Raw genomic sequence first — 19,263 nt, 5'->3', positions numbered from 1 at the left:
TCAGTTAAGCGTAAAGTTGAACCCCTTTATTGATTATGACTCTACAGCCGATTTGAAAGTGTGCAATGCCTACTCACTTTTATTAATTACCGACAAGCGACTAAATAAAGCACAAATATAGTATTTGTGGATTCTTTTGCTATTATTCATTTCAAATAATCCTAAATGGAGCCTATCTGAAAATAAGGCAAGTAAACGCTTTATAATCCATTTAAGATCACACTCCGTTAATTTAAAAGCATTGTCATGTTTAGTTTATTAACGATATGACTATAATGATGATGAAAAATAAAAATAAAAATAAGAGTAACTTATGAACAATAACCTAGAGGTACTCGACCTTCTCCGCAGCCGTATTCCTTCATTTGAATGTAAGCCTGGCTGTCACGATTGTTGCGGACCCGTAACGACGTCATCGTTAGAAATGTCACGCCTGCCTGAAAAAACGATCGCTGAACATGAAGCGGCGTTAAATGAATGGAACTGTGTGCACCTAGGTCCAAATGGTTGTGAGGTGTATGAAGAAAGACCATTGATATGCCGAATGTTTGGCGCAACACCGCGGATGCCATGCCCTGAAGGTTGTCGACCTACAGAGATGATTGAGTATAAAACTGAAGCTAAAATCCATGACTACATAGCCAATACCAGACAAGTATTAGTGTAAGTTTACTGCAACGTTGCTCCCCATGAATTTGCTTAACATGGCCGATGCCGTTGTGATACAACGCTTTTACTTGCCAACATATTGAGCTTATTTCCCCATATATAACCATTGATGCATCCCCGCCGTTTACACCTAGACCACCATTTATTGCTTTCGACTACTCTGCTATCGACCTATGGCTAAAAAATAGATCACTTATCATGTTATATCGGTATTTTAAACCCTGCTTCTACCACTGAAATCCAAATTGATTTAATGAGCTCCAAAAACATAACATGCAAGATACTTAGTTGTTATTTAACAGCTTTATTTCATAGAGTGTTACGTTTATGAATTCAATCTAGCATAAATATTTTGCATTGAACTGCTTGATAAACGGTGAAATATTGTGATGATTAATGTGATTAGGTTAACTGACATATGCCTAGTCGGGGCAATAATTTCTGTCATTGAATAGCAGTGTTGAATTCGGGGTTTGAATAATGATGATAAATAGCAGTATTGAATTAGTGTTGAATTCGGGGGATTGAATTAGAGTATTGATAAAAGTTGAGTAAAAGTTGAGTAAAAGTGTTGAGCATCGGTGAGGTGAAGTTATTTTCATGGTTAATCTCAGCGTTTTTTGTAGCCTGAGATTAACCATGTTTTGCAGTATTACGTTGATGCTTTAGTTTGTTTGCTTATATACCGTTAGTGAACAAATGAAGTACCTATGCGGTAAATAATGCTAATTATAGGTTTCTTGGAAGGCAGCCATAAAGTCTTCTCTGATTAACTGCTCTAACTGTATAGCGCGTTCTGTAGGGCAAAAAATCATGATATTAACATTTTGCTCGCCATTGATGCCGCTGGTGATATGAATATGCGGTTCGCTGCCCGGTAAATCTACACCGGCATGTTTTTCTATCATGCTGTTGTAACGTTTGGCTACTTCAATAAAGTCTTCACAATGCTGTTCTATTTGGCGAGTTAACGCAGGAAACAGCGGATACAGATTAACGAATTGCACCAAGGTAATGGTAATGTTATGGAAAACATAGCGTTTCATAAAGTTGAGGTTTTTTACCGCATAGGTAAAAAACATACTGTTTGGTAACGTTACGGTTTTGCCGGTGAAATGATATTGACCTTTATCTAGGTCGATCTCTTGGATCACTGTGGCCATTAAGTTGTGTTCAATGACTTGACCATATATTTTACCGACTTCAATCCAATCGCCTATCACAAATGAACGAGAGCTCGCACGTTGAATTGACCCCGTAAAACAAAGAATAATCTCTTTTGACGCGATAACTAACGCAATGGCAATTGCGGTAACAGACAGTGCAAATTTGCTGACTTCGGTTTGCCAAAGTATGAACAAAATCACGATGATTAAAATGGAAGTGCCATTTTTAGTACGCGACATCCATTTACGTTGCACATCAGAAAGAAACGCAACATCGCCACGAATTCTTGAAAGGATAAAGCGCTTAATCACTGAGATAAGCAATATTATTAATACTGTTAATAATAATTTGTGTTCGAGAAGAAAATCGACTGTTAAAACGATGTTATCAAACAAATCTGTTACCTATATGGGTCATGTTTTCATGCTGCTGATGCTGAATCACTGCTATTCCGGCCGTCACTCTATAGGAATAACATCAGAAAACAAGGGAAATAGGCCATAAGAGCATGAGGTCTAACCTGGTGTGGCATTAACCATTTCCTAAGCTTAGGTAAAATGCATTTCATAAATGCAATAAAACCATTAATGAAGCTGACATTAATGGTTTTAAGTGTTTTTAAACTTGGAATAAAGAAGTGAATATTTTAGCGGGTGATCATTCTAGTTAGTTTGGTAATAGTGGATCGTTGGCGTTATCGCTATCACATCATCATATTGATATCCCAGAGCATTTGGCTGACCTTTTACCGGCTTAACATCTGAGTTGTCGCTTAGCTGAACTCCCCAATGATTATTACTAATGCCGTCGAAAAAAATATTCACTACACCGTTACTTTCTTTAACCATCGCGGCGATATGGTGCTTGCCCATAATGTCTCTTACCTTCGCTGAACGTGTTGAGCACAAATCACACGCTTCTATATTGGTGACATTTTTAACGTAAGTGGGCTCCCCTGAAGGTACAAACCCAGCCACAGCTGAAGGTTGATATTGAATGATGCCTGCTGGGGTGAAAAAGGCGTTATTGACTCTAAAGACATTATCATCTGAGCGCTGCACAATTGTGATATCGACATTGTCCTTAAAAAAACCACTGATTTGGTCTTGCTGTTTCAGCAATATGTTGATGACCTTAAGCCTTTGGTCGCGACATGATTTTTCATTGCACAGCACTCTATTGGGCAAACTGGTGACAAAATTGGGATCGGCTTTAAATATCGCGTGACCCATTACACCTAAGTTAAAGTTAACAAAATCATTTTTATCCTCTGCTGAGGAGAATTTTGTAGGATGCACATCAAGCAAAGCATATGGTGAAGCTAACCCTGGCAATACTTCTTCAATGCCATTTTTGGGCAATAAACCGCGTAAATGACTTATTGTTGCACGGTATTCTTTATCAGAATCGGCCGTCAGGAAGTTTGGTAAGTTGTTTGCGCTGGCAACTATCGGCACGAGCAATGAGCATAACAAAAATAGATAAGTGGCTCTCATGGGTAAGTAACATCCTTTTAATGACATCGTTAACGTCATTGTTGTTTGGGCAAAACGCATTTGTATTGAGGAAAAACACTATGTTGTTGTCATGATGTTACAAAAATAAACAAAATGAAAGTCCTGTTTAATCCATAATATGAAATTAACTTATTGATAAACATAATAAGCTATAGACTCTCGCTAGGTTTCTATTTACTGACTTTGTTAGGCAAAATATGACTTTGCTTTTGTTGGAGCAAAATAAAGGTTAATTTATTGCGTAACAATCTTAATTACCTTTTGCTATCTGTAAGTATCATTAAAGGACGATATGCCAAACACTTCTAAAATCATTATGCTTGGCGCGACGGGTGCTGTAGGAAATAACGCTGCATTGACACTCGCAAAGATGCCATCGGTTAAACAATTGACGCTTCTTGGCAGAAGGCCTGTTGAGAATATTGTGGGTGAGTCAATCATTCAGCATCAAATAGACATTTTTTCGCCAACATCATATGCGTCATTTATAGCTGGCCACGACACCGCCATTTGTGCATTGGGTGTTGGCCAACCATCAAAAATGACTAAGCAAGAATTCATCAAAATTGATAAAGATGCGGTTCTAGACTTTGCCTTAGCATGTAAAAAAGCGGGGGTTAGTCATTTTCAACTGTTAAGTTCCGTAGGGGTGAGTCCGACATCATCTTCATTTTATTTGCGGACTAAGGGAGAACTAGAACAAGGCTTAAAAGAGCTGGGATTTGAGCGACTGAGCTTGTTTCACCCATCTATGATCATGACCCCAACCAATCGCTACGGTTTATCACAGGCGTTAACGCTTGCCGTTATGCCATTACTTGACCCATTATTAATGGGCTCTTTTAATAAATTTAGAAGTATCTCCGCTGAGAAGTTGGGAAATTCTATGGCAATGAATCTATTGAAAAATAGTCGCTCTACTAGAGTAGAAGATTTGTATTGGAGTGATTTTATAGCGTTATCCGAACCATTATCAGTCGCTTAACCTTGCCTTTATTTATGGCGGAAATGGCTAGCATTCAATATCTGCCGTGCCGCTATGCACATGACGAGTTTGATTGAATGTAAAACAGCACATTAATGGATAGTCGACTTTTATTACACTAGTATTTATGTTGTTTTTGTATTCGTTTTATCACCTGAGTATTGCGCTAGATTTATTGCACTAACCATTTCACTAACCATTTCACTAACGATTGAACGAGCTATTACACTTCCAGACAGCTTGATGATTGCTTAGAAAAGTTCCATTTCAGGACTGGGTCGTGTTTATCATTACCGTCTATTTCGAGAGCCGTTTTTCGGGCTCGACATTGTTCAGTCGTGCGCTCATAAATTCAACATATTCGCCATGCACGATGGTTAATTTTTGGTTATTATTTTTATAGCGTTTGGTTAACCACTTATATCGGTCAGAACTAATGTAATGTTGCGCTTTCACCTAAATAGCAGATAACAAAGTTAAAAATCACAAACGCAGCCCTTTGGTTTCATCTGCTCGCTTTTTGCCATTTGTTAACAAAAAACGACTAAGATGATCAGGCTAAATCTCTCAGCCCAGATCATAACACCTTTATATTGAACAAAATTCAACCAAACCCCCTCAACTGGCATGTCGATAAACGCTTCGGCAAAAGGTGGAACTGCGACATTTTGTCCATTTTAATTTTTGTTAACATGATCAACATCATAAATTCGACGATATGCCCCTACTTATGTTAAGGAGATATCTCACTAGTTGATTTATATCAAAGAGGATTTTTAAGCTAGTTCTAAAATTGATACCGATGGATTGCAACTAATTTTTAGCCACTGAGCTAACTTAAGCAGAAGGTATCAACATGGACACACATGCAGCCCTTTATAAACAGGGTCAAGACCGCCTTGATTATTTACGCCAATTTGCCCAACGTCAGCCCGTGTCACTACAAGAAAAAATGGCTAACCTTGGGATATCTCGTCGAGACTTCATTAAGTGGACCGCATCGGTCACTGCAATGTTTGCCTTGCCCCTACCCTTTAGTAATTTGGTTGCCGAAGCGGCTGAATTAGCCGACCGAGTACCGCTAATTTGGTTACATTTAGCCGAATGTACTGGCTGTTCAGAGTCACTAATTCGTACCGATTCGCCCAACCTAGACACATTGATTTTTGATCATATCTCACTTGAATATCACGAAACCTTAATGGCAGCCTCTGGCTGGCAAGCAGAAGAGAACCTAGAGCACGCTCTGGAAACCTACAAAGGTCGGTACTTACTGGCCGTTGAAGGTGCGGTGCCTACCGCCAATAACGGCACCTTTTTAACCGTAGGCTGTAAAGGCCACACAGGTTTACACATTGTTAAGGAAGCGGCTGAAAATGCTGCTGCTATTATCTCCGTCGGTACTTGCGCGGCCTTTGGTGGTGTACAAGCCGCTGCGCCAAACCCTACTGGGGCAAAAGGCGTTTATGAAGTGGTCGATAAGCCGGTGATTAACTTAGGCGGTTGTCCTCCGAGTGAAAAGAACATTGTTGGCACATTAATGTATTTCATTATGTTCGGTAAGTTACCTGCGCTGGACATGTTTAATCGTCCGAAATGGGCTTACGGCGCACGGGTACATGATAACTGTGAACGTCGTGGTCGCTTTGATGCTGGCGAGTTTGTTGAAGAATTTGGCGATGAAGGTGCTAAAGAAGGTTATTGCCTTTATAAAGTCGGCTGTAAAGGCCCTTATACCTACAATAACTGCCCAACGGAGCGCTTTAACCACCACACAAGTTGGCCTGTGTTAGCGGGTCATGGCTGTATGGGGTGCTCTGAACCGAATTTTTGGGATGACATGGCGGACTTTGAAAAACCGCTAGGACGCCAACTTTTACATGGCATTGATGCCACCGCTGACACCATTGGTGCGGTCATTTTAGGCGCCACCGTTGTTGGTATTGGCGCTCATGCAGTTGCTAGCGTATTTGCTAAGCCTTTGGAGGAATAATCATGAGTAAACGTGTCGTTATCGACCCTATCACCCGTATCGAAGGCCATTTACGTGTCGAAGTTGAAGTTGATGACAATAATGTCATTACCAAGGCTTGGTCTTCGTCGACCTTATGGCGGGGAATTGAGGTTATTTTAAAAGGCCGAACTCCAATGGATGTGGGCTTAATTGTGCAGCGTATTTGTGGCGTATGTACCTATTCGCACTATCGTTGCGGTACTGAGGCAGTTGAAAATGCTCTCGGAGTTAAGATCCCACTTAATGCTAAATACCTGCGTAGCATAATGCAGTCGTCACTCTACATGCATGATCATATTGTGCATTTTTATCATTTACATGGTCTAGATTGGGTAGATGTTGTGTCGGCATTAAGTGCCGACCCAGCCTTAGCCGCTAAAGTGGCGATGAAATATTCTGATGCGCCAATTGCTGCCGGTGAAGGCGAATTAAAAGCAGTACAGGCACGAGTAAAAGGGTTAGTCGAAACCGGAAAGCTTGGCCCGTTTGCAAACGCCTATTGGGGTAATGGTACTTATCGCTTTAGTCCTGAACAAAACCTTATTGCGTTATCGCATTATTTAAAAGCACTCGAAGTACAACGTGTTGCAGCTGAAATGTTGGCTATTTTTGGCGGTAAATCGCCACATCCACAGTCTATTGTTGTGGGCGGCGTAACCTCAGTACGTGACATGTTAAGCCCTGCCCGTTTACAAGAATGGAAACAAAAACACGCTATCGTACAAGACTTTATTGAGCGAGCTTATCAAGCCGATATTGTGATGGCAGCAGAAGCTTTTGGCGCTGAAGCCAGTGTACTTGGCGGCGTAAATGTTAACAGTTTCTTGTGCGGTGAAGATTTTATAACATCCGATGGCGAGTACTTATTTAACCAAGGGGTCATTTTACACGGTGATTTAGCCAATGTATTGGATATCGACCCAAGTTTGATTAAAGAAGACGTGACCCACGCCTGGTATAAAGCCGATGGCCCGCAACATCCGTATCAAGGAACCACCATTCCTGATTACACCGGGTTTATTGAGCGCGACACCGTGTATGGCAAATTACCCACCATTAATGGCGACGGTAAATACTCGTGGGTTAAGTCTCCGCGTTACCAAGATGAACCGGTTGAAGTGGGTCCACTAGCGTGTTTGTTAGTTAACTATGCTCGTGGCAATCAAGTTGTGGTTAATGCAGTTGATGGTTTGTTAGCTCGAACAGGTTTACCGCTGGAGGCGTTGTTTACCACTTTAGGCCGTACTGCTGCACGTATGTTGCAAACGGTGTTGGTTGGTCAAGCCAGTTTACAAACCTTTGATGCTTTACTGGTGAATATACAGTCGGATCAGTCTACTTACGTGAAGCCTGAAATTGACCCAGACCGCGTTTACGAAGGTTATTCAATGATTGAAGCCCCTCGCGGCATGTTAAGTCATTGGATCCGAATTAAAGACGCCAAAGTCGAAAACTACCAAGCTGTGGTTCCTACAACCTGGAACGCAGGCCCTGTGGATGCTAACGGTAAAATGGGCCCATACGAAGCTTCGTTGATTGGTTTGAAACTTGAAGACCCAACTAAGCCGTTAGAAGTCATTCGCATTATTCATTCCTTTGATCCTTGTATGGCGTGTTCAGTTCACGTAATGGATTACAAGAAACAAACCCTAGGTCAATTTAAAATTGATCCAAATGGGTTTTAATCAGAGGTAATGGAGTAGGAGGATAAAAGTATGGAACATATTGCAACCCATAATCGGCAGCTAATATTTACTCCAGCGATTCGAATATTTCACTGGTTACGCGCTCTGGCCATTTTGGTATTAGTGATCACCGGATTTTATATCTCGTGGCCATTTTTAGTGGCGCCTGCCAGCACTGATGTATTGGTACAAGGTTGGATCCGGTTTGCACATATTATTTTTGGATTTGTGCTCACCAGTATCACTTTGGTGCGTTTTTATTTGTTTTTCTTCAGTCGCAATAACATTGAAAGACGTTCGTTTAAAGATGTGCTGAGTGTAAAAAGCTGGATAACACAATTAAAATCCTATCTTTGGATGGGTAATTTGCATAAAGCTGGGGTTTACGGGCCGTTGCAGTTTATGACTTATGTGGCAATTTCGTTTGTTGCTTTAATTGTGTGTATCACGGGCTTAGTGCTGTACGCCAATGTGTACCACTTAGGTTTAGGCGGGTTACTAGGCGATGTATCAGCATGGTTAACCGCACTTTGTGGCGGCTTAGCACCACTTAGAACCTTTCACCATTACCTCACTTGGGCCTTCATTATTTTTGTGGTGATCCATGTGTATATGGCGGTGTGGTCGGGTATTCGCTTTAAACATAATTCAGTCGACTCAATTGTGTCTGGCTATGACTATCACAAAGATCATAAATAAGGTGAATCTATTATTGTGAAAAAAATATTGCTGTTAGGTATAGGCAATGTATTGTACGCCGATGAAGGAGTCGGCGTACATTTTGTCAACTATATCAAAGAGAAATACCAATTCAGCCACCAGACTGACAGCATAGACATTGTCGACGGTGGCACCTTAGCTCAAGGCCTTATTCCGATGATAAGCCAGTATGACCATTTAATTGTGGTTGATACGGTGAACAGTGTTGGTGTGGAGCCTGGTGAAGTGTACTTTTTCGATTTTGATCACGCCCCTGCTGAAATTGATTGGCAAGGCAGTGCTCATGAAGTGGAAATGCTGCAAACACTCAACATGATGGACATTGTAGGTGATAGACCTCACACGTTTGTATTGGGTGTTACCCCTACCGTGATTGAGCCAATGACTTTAGGGCTTACACCACATTTACATGCCGCCATTCCGCTAATGGAACACGCTCTGTTAACCCACTTAACCGACTTAGGGTTTAGCCAGCAGATTGTGAAAGATATTACAGTTGATGAGGTTATTCCTGACGCCTATAAGCGAGGTTGCTATGTCGATGCATAACATTCGATTTGATTTTATATGCCAACGGCACGTGCCCTTATATGAGCACTTGTGTAATCAATATCTTGAACGCAGCGAGTTTAATATTAGTATTGGCGCTGAAACTGAGCCTCAAACCAGTAAAATACGTTACTTTATTGAGGCCTTTGCAACGCAAGCGCAACTTGAAGCGTTAGCCGATGAGATTGCCAGTGATTTTCTGTTGTCGGTGTGGTTACTAGAGACCCACATTGAGCGTATTGACCGGCACAGTGGCCAACGAAAACCGTTTAAGATAAAACCGCTTCACTCTGGGTTACCACTGTTTTTTTGCCAGCATTGCCAACCACAATTTGGTGATAACCAACATGCTTCGTTTGGTAGTATTAATCTGCAGTGTCACCATTGTATGGGGCATGAGAAACTCAGCAGTGATGAAAAATCGTTAACTCAGTCCGACCTAGTGGCGATGGCAAACCGCTTACTCAGCGAGAAATCTCTACCCATACCTATTCTTGGGATTACGTTGTGGTTAACCCCTCCGGCAACAACAGTAACCTCGACCATATTACCCTCAACCATAACGCCAAATGTAGGTGAGCAAGTCTCAAACTTATCACAGACTCATTCGCCAATAACCCAAACAATAAAATATCAACGGCCTCGAATATTAGTCTGTAATCCAAATTCTTTAAACAGCCATTTTATTGCTACAGACAGCCAAGTGCTGGCGTTATCTAGCATCGAAAAACCCTTGCTAAGAGTACGACCAAGTAGCGACCATCCCAGTTTGTCAGCGCCGCTGTATGATATTCAATTTGCTGAGAATCGTTTGTTAGTCATCCTCACGGAAGTGCTTCGCCAAAAAGGCATTAATTGGCTACACGTTACTCGAAATATTGATCCCCAAACTAGCAAAGAAGCCCTGCTCAATGAGCCGCTGAGCTTAGCCAGTATTAATCAACAATGGTTACCCATTACCATTCTAGGTAATGGCACCATAGCGTTACCCACTAACGTTACCTGTTTGCATGATGAGCATCATTACCAAGATGACCTGCATACGTTTAATGCTCAAAGTGCTAAGACTGGCATTGATTGGCAAGTCACTGACAACGATGCTAAATCGTCTAATTCAGCGTCAGCTTTGTCACCTGTTTTAGCTATGTCCGCAGAAGAGGATTTAATTACAACAGCTGACATCACTACCAGCTTATGTGCATTGAATGCTGCAGTTTTGCGCTGTGACCCCAATAAAAATCATCATAAAGCGCAGTTTATAAAACATGCAGCGATATTGTATTTCAGCCAACACAATGCTTGCCAAATTGTCACTCTGGACAGCCAAAGTAACCCGGAGTTATTTTTCGAATTGCCTATGTTGCCTACATCAGGTTATGAAATTTGTCATAGTTTGTCTGAGTCGCCACAAAAAAGCCTGTTAGACAAATATAAGCAGGTATTTCCTGCTGAATATAACCAATTATTAGATCTGCACATTCAAACAGGCGATGGTGCATTGTCTCAGTTAATGGCTGTAGCAACGCTGATTATTGGCGCTTATCCGATAGAAACCGCTCAACGAGTGACGGTAACGGAACTGGCCGATAAATTTATTGCTTTAGCGATGTCGCATCATGGCAATAATGCACCGCGCATTGACTTTCCACTGACCAAAGGTGCTGCACATCGTAGCCTTAATTGGTGTAAAACCCTGGGCACATTAATGAGTTTCAAGTTGGCAGGCGAGACTAACTTAGCAAAACTTGCGTTTGCATTTCATGACTCGTTTGCTGACTACTTAAACCATTGGGTAGAACATTTAGATCAAAATATTGGCGTAAAACAATTAGTGATTGCTGGAAGCGAATTTGCTAATCCGATGCTAACTGAGCGGGTGCAATTACGCATTGGTAAAAATTTTCCGCTGCTGGTCAATCCATTATTGGATTTAGATGGCGTTAATATCGCAATTGGTGGCCTATATCTCAAACAACGACGCGGATAAAAGGTATCTTAAGATATATCAGTTATTGCTTATCCTTGTATGAGATTGGGTCCTTATGAAGCCATTACAACAAGTTACCATTATTGTTAAAGGTATTGTGCAAGGGGTCGGTTTTCGCCCCTTTGTGTTTCGTTTAGCTCATCAGTTAACTTTACTCGGTAGTGTGCTGAATAATCACCTTGGGGTGACGATTGTTTTACAAGGTAATAGCGAACAGATTGAACAGTTTATCGATACATTAGCTAAATCTCCTCCGCCATTAGCGCGAATTGATGCCATTGAGGTTACTCATCAAACTCAATTAAGTTTGTTTGACCAATTTAGTATTATTGAAAGCCATGCCTCATCTGACGAACATGCAAATGTAGCGATTTCCGCCGACATGAGTATTTGCCGTGATTGCTTAAACGACATTAATGATCCTAAAAACCGTCACTATCAATATCCGTTTACTAATTGCACCAATTGCGGTCCGCGCTATACCATTATTAACGCCCTGCCATATGACAGATGTAACACCGCCATGGCAGGTTTTGAGATGTGCGATGATTGCCGCGCTGCTTATACCAACCCACTGAACCGTCGCTACCACGCACAACCCGTGAGTTGTCCACGTTGTGGCCCACAATTAACCTTTAGCGTTATCAATGCTCGTGCTGAGTTCCTTTATGATTCATCGATGTTAATGGCATTAGAGCAAGCCGTTGAAATGATAAACCGTGGTGGCATAGTGGCCATTAAAGGTTTAGGCGGATTTCATTTGGTCTGCGATGCCACCAATAACGATGCCGTTGCGGCCTTGCGTCAGCGTAAGCAACGCCCCGCCAAGCCATTAGCAATAATGGTAACCAATTTGGCTCAAGCAAAATTGTGTGTCAGTGGCACTGAAACTGAATGGCAAGTGTTAACCAGCCCTGAGAAGCCGATTACCTTAATGACCAAACGTGTTGTTGGTGATGATGGTAGAGATAATGGTAAAGAGAATGGCGGAAATAGTGCCCCTATTGGACTGAGTCCACTGCTCGCACCGGGCATTGATCGCCTTGGAGTATTTTTACCCTACACCCCATTACATCATTTATTGATGCAGCGTTTACATAACCCTATTGTGGCTACCAGTGCCAATCGCAGCGGTGAACCCATTATTGGTAATAAGGCCGAGATTGAACTGCATTTAAGCCATGTCGTCGATGGGATCCTTGACCATGACAGGCCGATTATTAATGCATGTGATGACAGCGTAGTACAAGTGATTGACGGGCAACTGCAAGTGATTCGTTTAGCTCGAGGCTACGCACCGTTAACCATTAATCTGCACTCACAGATATTACAAAACAGCCAAAATAGTGTGTTGGCTGTTGGCGCACAGCAAAAAAATACGGTCGCATTTGGTTTTGCCGATAATCTGATTGTATCACCGCACATCGGTGATTTATTTAGTCTCGAAGCGCAGCAATATTTTAGCCGAAGCTTGGCAACGTTTAAGCGTTTGTATGACTTCAGCCCAAGTCATATTGTGCATGATAATCACCCGCAATATGCGCCGACCCAATGGGCGGTAAACTACCAATCGGAACATCACCTTTTGCCATCTCATTGCATTGGTATACAACACCATTTCGCCCACGTTTTGTCGGTTATGGCGATGCACCAGCGCACTGAGCAAGTTTTAGGATTCAGTTTTGATGGCACAGGCTTAGGCGATGACGGTGCATTATGGGGCAGCGAAGTGATGCTGGCTGATATTGACGGTTTTACCACTGTGGCCCACTTTAGTTCATTTAAGCTCATTGGCGGCGAGCAAGCTATTAAACACCCTGTAAGGATCTTGCTGGCATTATTGTTCGAACAGATGCCGCTTGAACAAGTACTTACACTCCCCATTGCCGCTATTGAGGATTTAGGCAGCATAGCTGTGACTAATTTGTATAAACTGTGGCGTAACAATAGTCATTGTATTGAATGTCGATCCGTTGGCCGCTTATTTGATGCTGTTGCTGTGGCGTTAGGCTTTATTGGCAGCTCACAGTACGAAGGTCAAGCTGGGATGATGATTGAAACAGCAGCCAATGCCTATTATAGCGAATCAAATATTGAGCCTTTATCTGTAACACTCAACACTTTAAGCAACACCGAGTCAGCACCTATTCAATGGCACAGTAGCGACTTTATCACTCAACTAGTGAACTTCGCGGTGCAAAACCCACATAACCCTCTAATTAACCGACAAATATGTTGGCATTTTATTAAGAGTATTAGCCAGCAACTGGATAAAGTTGGCCAACAATATCCCCAATTACCACAGGTATTTTGTGGTGGTGTTTTTCAAAACAAAGTTCTACTCACCCAGTGTATTGATGATTGTAAACGTGGCCAACGGCAAACGTTACCCAGCGGCCATATTCCCATTAATGACGGCGGTATAGCATTAGGCCAACTGTGGTATGCCATACATCACATGGCTTAAATTTATCTACGGTTAAAGATATCGATACCCATGTAAGGGAATTGCCCCGGGTGTTTTTTTATCTATAAAACGACTACTTACAAGTATCGCGAATACTGCATTACAACATTAATGTTGACCTTCATTTAATTGAGGTGTCGGTCACATAATTAACTCAATAATCGTGTTGTTAACCGTGTTTATTTCAAAAACTGATGTGTATCAAAGAATCCCTTATCCACTTAACCGACACTAGTTAATAAGAATAACAATAAGGTTAAGGAACATAACATGTGTAAAGATTGCGGATGTTCGATTACCCATGATCATGGCCATACTCTTCATAGTAATCCTCAGCTTAACGATAAAAAGACCTTAGCGGTTATCCATAAGATATTGGATAAAAATGATGTTGAAGCACAGCATAATCGTGATCATTTTGCGGCTCATCAGGTTAGCGCCTTTAATCTAATGAGTAGCCCTGGCAGCGGCAAAACCAGTCTTTTAGAATGTTTACATGAATACCTTGATGCTCGCTATGCGGTAATCGAAGGTGACCTTGAAACCTCCCGCGATGCCGACCGCTTAATTGCTAAAGGTATTAACGCCTATCAAATTCAAACCGGCTCGGCCTGTCATCTCGATGCCTTTATGGTCCACGGTGCACTGCATCACATTAATTTAGATGATGTTGATATTTGCTTTGTCGAGAACGTCGGTAATCTTGTGTGCCCTGCCAGTTACGATGTTGGCACCCATAAGAATATTGTATTGTTATCTGTCCCTGAAGGTGACGATAAAATTGAGAAGTATCCGGTGATGTTCCGCCGAGCAGACTTAGTGGTTATCACTAAATCTGACCTGCTTCCTTACTTTGACTTTAGTATTGACGAGGCCAAAGCACAGTTAAGCAAATTGAATCCAGATGTGGAGTTACTTGTTGTATCAGTGAAAAATCCTGATTCAATGAAAGTGTTAGCGACATGGTTCGATGAACATAAGGAATATTAACTATGTGCTTATCAGTACCGTCTAAAGTAGTTGAAATTCATGATGATGCAACAGTTACTGTTGACACACTTGGTGTAAAACGACGTGTGAGTTGTCATTTAATATGTGACCCGCTAGCAATCGGCGACTTCGTATTGATTCATATTGGTTTTGTGATGAATAAAATTGACCACAATGATGCGCAAGAAAGCCTCGATTTATATCAACAAATTGTCGCTGAGATGGCATTGGAGTCTGAGCAATGATTAGCCTCAATGACTTTTATCAAGGGTTTCGAGACCCTCAAACTATTCGTCATTTAGCGCAATTGATTGCTCAACAAGCGGCCAAAACAACTGAGCAAATTAACATTATGGAAGTGTGTGGTGGCCATACCCATACCATTATGAAGTACGGTTTATTACAGCTGTTACCCGACAACATTCACTTTATTCACGGTCCTGGTTGCCCTGTTTGCGTTATGCCCAAAGAGCGAATTGACCATGCTGCTACCCTTGCCTCGCAAGCCGATACCATTTTAGTGACCTTAGGCGACATGATCAGAGTACCGGGCTCAATGGGCAGTTTGGCTCAGTTTCGTGCTAAAGGCTGCGATATTAGGCCTATATACGATCCATTGGACACCTTGAAAATTGCCCAAGATAATCCTGACAAAACGGTGATTTTTTTCGCTATTGGTTTTGAAACCTCAACGCCAATGACTGCCGCATTACTGGCACAGGCCGAAGCGCTAAAAATAGACAATATTTTATTTCATATTAACCATGTCCTAGTTCCACCTGCCATTGATGCCGTGATGTCTGACAGCCGCAGCAAGGTAAACGCCTTTATCGGTCCAGCCCACGTAAGCGTAATTAGTGGTGCTCAAATTTACCAATCTACTGTCGACCAATATAAAACCCCGGTTGTGGTATCTGGATTTGAACCGGTAGATGTAATGGAATCCATTTTACGCATTGTGCGCCAAAAAGTGGCAGGCAAAGCGGAGCTTGATAACCAATACAGCCGCTCAGTGAGTTACGAGGGCAACATTGCCGCTCAGCAACTTGTCGACAAATATTTTATGGTACGCGACAGCTTTCGCTGGCGCGGATTAGGCCCTATAGCCAATTTAGCACTGACATTGCGCCCTGAATATCATCATCGCGATGCCGAACGCATTTATGCAAAAGTATTACCGACAACCGAAATTGACGACCATAAAGCCTGTATGTGCGGTGATATTTTGCGAGGTTTAGGTAACCCTAAAGATTGTAAAGTGTTTGGTCGAGGCTGCTCGCCACAAACGCCGCTGGGCAGCTGCATGGTGAGCTCAGAGGGCGCGTGTAATGCTTATTACCGCTATGGAGAAGTTAATCATGACAACTAAAAAGACGATTCAACTTAGCCACGGTGGTGGTGGCAAAGAAATGGACCAATTGATCCACGATCTGTTTTTTAAAGCCTTTGATAATCCAATTTTAACTTCTCAAGAAGATGCGGCCAAATTGAATATGTGTGGCCATATTGCTTTTACCACCGACTCATTTACCGTTTCACCGTTATTTTTCGCTGGTGGCGATATTGGCAAACTCGCGATTGCAGGCACGGTTAACGATTTAGCCATGATGGCTGCACAACCCGAATATTTAAGCTGTAGTTTTATTATTGAAGAAGGTTTTCCACTGGATGACTTAACCACTATTGTGAACAGCATGGCAGCTGAATTACACAAATCAGGCGCGCGGATCGTTTGCGGTGACACTAAAGTGGTGCCCAAAGGATGTGCTGACGGACTGTTTATCAATACCTCTGGTGTAGGGCGTATTTTACATCCTGATATCTCAGTACGTAATTTACAAGTCGGCGACGCTATTATCGTTTCCCGTGATATTGGTTGTCATGGTGCAGCAATTTTAATGGCCCGTGATGGCTTAACACTCGAATCTGAGTTACGCAGTGACTGCGATACGCTATGGCCGATTATTGAGCAACTATTGGTGGCAAATATTGATATTCATGCCATGCGAGACGCTACTCGCGGTGGGTTATCTGCTGTGCTAAATGAGTGGGCCAAAGCATCTAAGATTGGTATTGATGTCGAGGAAGTCAGCATTCCCATTTGTGATGAAGTTAGAGGGTTATGTGAACTATTTGGCTTTGAACCTTTTGATTTAGCCAATGAAGGCACCTTTATTATGGCTTTACCAATGGATGTAGCCGAAGGTGCAATTGAGGTTATGCAGCGCTATGGACACTGTGAACACGCAGCGATAATTGGCCAAGTTACCGACCATCACCCTGGTAAAGTGGTGCTAAAAACGCCTTGGGGCAGCAGTCGCTATTTAGATTTACCACAAGGTGAATTATTGCCAAGGATTTGTTAATGCACGAATACTCGATTGTGATGTCATTAATGGAACAATGTGAAGCACTTGCACAGCAGCATAAAGCCACACGAATTGAGCAAGTTGAGCTTAAAATTGGGGTGTTAAGTGGCGTTGAGCCAGCCCTACTGTCGACAGCATTTGAAACCTTTAAATTAGACAGTGTTTGTCATGAAGCAAGACTCATTATTAATGTTCAGCCATTAGTTTTGCAGTGCAATCAATGCGACCAACAATCGCAAGTAGCTGAACGAACCATTGTATGCCCTATTTGCCAGTCAAATAACACTACGGTGATTGACGGTGAAGACATGATGTTAATGCAGCTTGTCATGGACACGTAAAGACGAATTTTTATCCAATAGTGATATTGAAATACCCTAACCTAATAACCAGAAATACCTTAAAAATAGAAGGACAACACCATGAAATACTTATCAATTGCCTTTATCCTTGCCACTATTCCATCTATTGCTATGGCACATGAGGGACATGGTGGTGTTGGACTGTTTCACCATTTAATTCAATTAACACCCGCCATTGCACTTGTGGCACTTGTGGCGTTTATCTATTGGAAGCGTACTAAGTAATTGCCCAATGTGGAATCAACACGCCTGCGATACTAAAGCTTAAATAGTCTACTGGACCAACGTAAGTAAACATTGCTTACTTACGTTGGTTAGTAAGTCGTTGGAAAAGTTGCTATCTATAGGCTTTCAAAAGGCGGTCAAAAAATAAGCCTTCCAATGGAAGGCTTATTAGTTTGTTACATTGGAAATAGATTTAGAACATTTCTGCAGGCATTGCCATTATCGATTTATCACCCTGATTAACTTGTGATAAATGATACTGAGATTTTGATAACAGCTTATCCATGTAGAAGTTAGCAACAAACTGCTTTTGTGCAGCAAAACTCGTATCTTCATGGCTTGACGCTTTGTCGGCCATCAATAACCAGAAGTAACCGTATAGGGCATAACCAAAGGCGTCTAAGAAGTCTACCGCACAAGAATTAACAAGTGCTGGTTGAGTTTTCTTGTTGTCATTGACGTAGTTAGCCGTGGTTAGCAACTCCGCAAATACTTGGCTTACCATCGCTTTGTGCTCAGGATTAGCCTGGGTTAATTGCGTAAGACTTGTATTCACTTCAGCAACAAATTCAGTCAGAGTGGCGACATTATCGTAAGTAATTTTACGGCCTAAAAAGTCGATTGCTTGAATACCGTTAGTGCCTTCGTATATTTGTGCTATACGGGTATCACGAACAAACTGCTCGATCCCCGTTTCACGAATATAACCATGACCACCAAATACTTGTTGACCCATAACCGTAGCATCTAAACCGCGATCGGTTAAAAATGCTTTTGAAACAGGTGTAAGTAAACCAACATACCTAGCCGCTTTTGCTTGCACATCACCGCTGGCATACTTTGCTAAATCCAACTGCTTACCGGTATAAACCGATAATGCTCTGCCCGCTTCCGTCATCGCACGGATAGTGAGTAACATGCGGCGTACATCGCCATGAACAATAATCGGATCTGACGTTGCACCAGTAGCAGACCCTGCTGCAGCAACACCTTGTAGGCGGTCTTTAGCGTAATCACTGGCCATTTGATAAGCTGCTTGTGCGTTACCTAAACCTTGTAAACCAATGGCTAAGCGTTCGTAGTTCATCATAGTGAACATACACACCAAACCGCGGTCAGGTTCGCCAACTAAAAAGCCTTTAGCGTTATCGTAGTTCATCACACAGGTAGCAGATGCTTTAAGACCCATTTTATGCTCAATAGAACCCACAGTGACGCCATTTGCTTCACCTAAGCTGCCATCAGCATTAACGCTGATTTTAGGCACGATAAACAATGATATGCCTTTCGACCCTGGTAGTTTTGCTAATACTAAATGGATGACGTTTTCGGTTAAATCATGATCGCCGCCGGTAATAAAAATTTTGTTACCGGTAATAGAATAACTGCCATCATCAAGTGGCTCTGCTTTGGTACGAATACCTTTTAAGTCAGAACCTGCATGTGGCTCGGTCATGTCCATTGCGCCAGCCCATTGGCCAGAATATAAATTAGGTAAATAAGTTTGTTTTAATTGATCATTTGCATGTGCGTTGATACATAACGCTACACCGGCTG

Annotated in this window: 17 protein-coding genes; 14 read left to right on the top strand and 3 right to left on the bottom strand. The window is 42.0% G+C overall.

Features of this window, described 5'->3' with window-relative positions; all coding sequences use genetic code 11:
• The first annotated feature begins 313 nt into the window (after positions 1-313).
• Positions 314-667: a YkgJ family cysteine cluster protein gene (locus H5202_RS07610; protein ID WP_182771552.1), complete on the top strand. Its 354-nt coding sequence runs from the start codon at positions 314-316 to the stop codon at positions 665-667.
• A gap of 727 nt (positions 668-1,394) precedes the next feature.
• On the opposite strand, the gene H5202_RS07605 is transcribed toward H5202_RS07610, so the two are convergent.
• Together H5202_RS07605 and H5202_RS07600 are read right to left on the bottom strand one after the other, a co-directional pair.
• Positions 1,395-2,231: a mechanosensitive ion channel family protein gene (locus H5202_RS07605; RefSeq protein ID WP_182771551.1), complete on the bottom strand. Its 837-nt coding sequence runs from the start codon at positions 2,229-2,231 to the stop codon at positions 1,395-1,397.
• A 267-nt stretch (positions 2,232-2,498) separates the two neighbouring features.
• Complete coding sequence (locus H5202_RS07600; protein WP_182771550.1) at positions 2,499-3,332, bottom strand: hypothetical protein; 834 nt, start codon at positions 3,330-3,332, stop codon at positions 2,499-2,501.
• Between the two features lie 313 nt (positions 3,333-3,645).
• On the opposite strand from H5202_RS07600, the gene H5202_RS07595 reads away from it, so the two are divergent.
• The 13 genes from H5202_RS07595 to H5202_RS07535 all read left to right on the top strand — a co-directional run bounded on the left by H5202_RS07595 (position 3,646) and on the right by H5202_RS07535 (position 17,706).
• Entirely contained in the window at positions 3,646-4,338 is a 693-nt protein-coding gene (locus tag H5202_RS07595) for an NAD(P)H-binding protein (RefSeq protein ID WP_259397231.1), read from the top strand.
• 856 nt (positions 4,339-5,194) lie between these two features.
• Positions 5,195-6,331 (top strand): nickel-dependent hydrogenase small subunit, encoded by a 1,137-nt coding sequence (gene hyaA / locus H5202_RS07590; RefSeq protein WP_182771549.1) that lies wholly within the window; start codon positions 5,195-5,197, stop codon positions 6,329-6,331.
• Between the two features lie 2 nt (positions 6,332-6,333).
• Complete coding sequence (gene hyaB, locus H5202_RS07585) at positions 6,334-8,037, top strand: nickel-dependent hydrogenase large subunit (protein WP_182771548.1); 1,704 nt, start codon at positions 6,334-6,336, stop codon at positions 8,035-8,037.
• 30 nt (positions 8,038-8,067) lie between these two features.
• Positions 8,068-8,736, top strand: a complete 669-nt coding sequence (cybH, locus tag H5202_RS07580) for a Ni/Fe-hydrogenase, b-type cytochrome subunit (protein WP_123777574.1) — start codon at positions 8,068-8,070, stop codon at positions 8,734-8,736.
• A 15-nt stretch (positions 8,737-8,751) separates the two neighbouring features.
• Entirely contained in the window at positions 8,752-9,306 is a 555-nt protein-coding gene (locus tag H5202_RS07575; protein ID WP_182771547.1) for a hydrogenase maturation protease, read from the top strand.
• Positions 9,293-11,293, top strand: a complete 2,001-nt coding sequence (locus H5202_RS07570) for a NiFe hydrogenase (RefSeq protein ID WP_182771546.1) — start codon at positions 9,293-9,295, stop codon at positions 11,291-11,293. Before H5202_RS07575 ends, H5202_RS07570 begins: the two co-directional genes overlap by 14 nt.
• A 55-nt stretch (positions 11,294-11,348) precedes the next feature.
• Positions 11,349-13,760 carry a carbamoyltransferase HypF gene (gene hypF / locus H5202_RS07565; RefSeq protein WP_182771545.1) on the top strand — a complete coding sequence of 804 codons (2,412 nt, stop codon included), beginning with the start codon at positions 11,349-11,351 and terminating at the stop codon, positions 13,758-13,760.
• Between the two features lie 270 nt (positions 13,761-14,030).
• Positions 14,031-14,750 (top strand): hydrogenase nickel incorporation protein HypB, encoded by a 720-nt coding sequence (gene hypB / locus H5202_RS07560; RefSeq protein ID WP_182771544.1) that lies wholly within the window; start codon positions 14,031-14,033, stop codon positions 14,748-14,750.
• 2 nt (positions 14,751-14,752) lie between these two features.
• Positions 14,753-14,995, top strand: a complete 243-nt coding sequence (locus H5202_RS07555) for a HypC/HybG/HupF family hydrogenase formation chaperone (RefSeq protein WP_182771543.1) — start codon at positions 14,753-14,755, stop codon at positions 14,993-14,995.
• Positions 14,992-16,119, top strand: a complete 1,128-nt coding sequence (gene hypD / locus H5202_RS07550) for a hydrogenase formation protein HypD (protein ID WP_182771542.1) — start codon at positions 14,992-14,994, stop codon at positions 16,117-16,119. The genes H5202_RS07555 and hypD overlap by 4 nt, the downstream gene beginning before the upstream one ends.
• Positions 16,109-17,116, top strand: coding sequence for a hydrogenase expression/formation protein HypE (gene hypE, locus H5202_RS07545; RefSeq protein WP_182771541.1), 1,008 nt, complete (start codon positions 16,109-16,111; stop codon positions 17,114-17,116). Before hypD ends, hypE begins: the two co-directional genes overlap by 11 nt.
• Positions 17,116-17,460, top strand: a complete 345-nt coding sequence (gene hypA / locus H5202_RS07540) for a hydrogenase maturation nickel metallochaperone HypA (RefSeq protein WP_182771540.1) — start codon at positions 17,116-17,118, stop codon at positions 17,458-17,460. The genes hypE and hypA overlap by 1 nt, the downstream gene beginning before the upstream one ends.
• A gap of 81 nt (positions 17,461-17,541) precedes the next feature.
• On the top strand, positions 17,542-17,706 hold the full coding sequence (locus H5202_RS07535) for a hypothetical protein (protein ID WP_182771539.1): 165 nt from the start codon (positions 17,542-17,544) through the stop codon (positions 17,704-17,706).
• A gap of 193 nt (positions 17,707-17,899) precedes the next feature.
• Here the strand turns inward: H5202_RS07535 and H5202_RS07530 are convergent.
• On the bottom strand, positions 17,900-19,263 hold a 1,364-nt coding region (locus tag H5202_RS07530; protein WP_182771538.1), incomplete at its 5' end, for an acyl-CoA dehydrogenase.

The organism is Shewanella sp. SG41-4, assembly GCF_014164505.1.
In the GTDB taxonomy this organism is placed as follows: domain Bacteria; phylum Pseudomonadota; class Gammaproteobacteria; order Enterobacterales; family Shewanellaceae; genus Shewanella.
The sequence above is the reverse complement of the archived record's forward strand: the minus strand, read 5'-3'. Positions and strand labels throughout refer to the sequence as shown.